We start from the raw sequence: 1,203 nt of genomic DNA, 5'->3' as shown, positions 1-1,203 counted from the left end.
AAAACCGATAATTGGGGCTAAGTCGTAACAAGGTAGCCGTACCGGAAGGTGCGGCTGGAATACCTCCTTTCTAGAGTGTCCCATTGGCACTCGCTGCGCCACAGCATGATCGTTAAGAATAAGAAGACAAGAAGAAAGTGCCCTCCCTGTCCGATGGCTGGATATCGTTAGATGTCAAGTTTAACCGGAACGACGAGCGTCACCGAGCAAGAAAGAAGAAAAAGCTAGTCCCGTAGCTCAGTTGGTTAGAGCACTACACTGATAATGTAGGGGTCAGCAGTTCAAGTCTGCTCGGGACTACATAAGTAGAAAGGGGAATTAGCTCAGCTGGCTAGAGCACCTGCCTTGCACGCAGGGGGTCAACGGTTCGAATCCGTTATTCTCCACATTGCGGATACCTTCGTATGAGGGATTTATTTTCCGCAGAAGAGTTCTTTGACATATTGAAAGAAAGAAAACACAAGAGAAGACAACAGATAGTCTGAGGGGCTGTATAGCAATATACTTTACCTGAAGACAAAGGCAGCCATATACCGAGCAAAAGGGGTATATGCGCGAAGAAAGTAAACAAGGGCACACGGGGGATGTCTAGGCTCTCAGAGGCGATGAAGGACGTGATAAGCTGCGATAAGCCACGGGGATCGGCAAATGCGACTTGATCCGTGGATTTCCGAATGGGGCAACCTAACATACTGAAGGTATGTTGTATAATACGCGAACGCGCTGAACTGAAACATCTAAGTAGGCGTAGGAGGAGAAAATAACAATGATTTCCCAAGTAGTGGCGAGCGAACGGGAAAGAGCCCAAACCCATATTGTTACGGCAATCTGGGGGTTGTAGGACCACGCGATGTGATCTGTCGAGCGAAGTGGAACCGGATGGGAAGCCGGGCAATATGGGTGATAGCCCCGTACACGTAAGCGGAACAGCGCTAGTGGTATCCTGAGTACCGCGGGACCGGAGAAATCCTGTGGGAATCCGCCAGCACCATCTGGCAAGGCTAAATACTCCTGAGAGACCGATAGTGGACCAGTACCGTGAGGGAAAGATGAAAAGAACCCCGAACAGGGGAGTGAAAAGAACCTGAAACCGTGTGCTTACAAGCGGTTGGAGCGGATTTATTCTGTGACAGCGTGCCTTTTGCATAATGAGCCTACGAGTTACTCTTGGCTGGCAAGGTTAAGTCCTTCAGGGACGGATCC

Annotated in this window: 2 tRNA genes and 2 rRNA genes; all 4 read left to right on the top strand. The window is 49.7% G+C overall.

From position 1 onward, the window contains the following. A 16S ribosomal RNA gene (locus tag ACSZOX_RS22370) occupies positions 1-70 on the top strand; the annotation flags it as partial. A 156-nt stretch (positions 71-226) separates the two neighbouring features. Continuing rightward, positions 227-300, top strand: a tRNA-Ile gene (locus tag ACSZOX_RS22365). A gap of 12 nt (positions 301-312) precedes the next feature. After that, positions 313-386, top strand: a tRNA-Ala gene (locus ACSZOX_RS22360). A gap of 171 nt (positions 387-557) precedes the next feature. Further along, a 23S ribosomal RNA gene (locus ACSZOX_RS22355) occupies positions 558-1,203 on the top strand; the annotation flags it as partial.

The sequence above is a fragment of the Sphingobacterium sp. LRF_L2 genome, from assembly GCF_965644235.1.
GTDB lineage: Bacteria > Bacteroidota > Bacteroidia > Sphingobacteriales > Sphingobacteriaceae > Sphingobacterium.
Note: the sequence above shows the minus strand (reverse complement) of the source record. Positions and strands in the feature narration are given on the sequence as shown.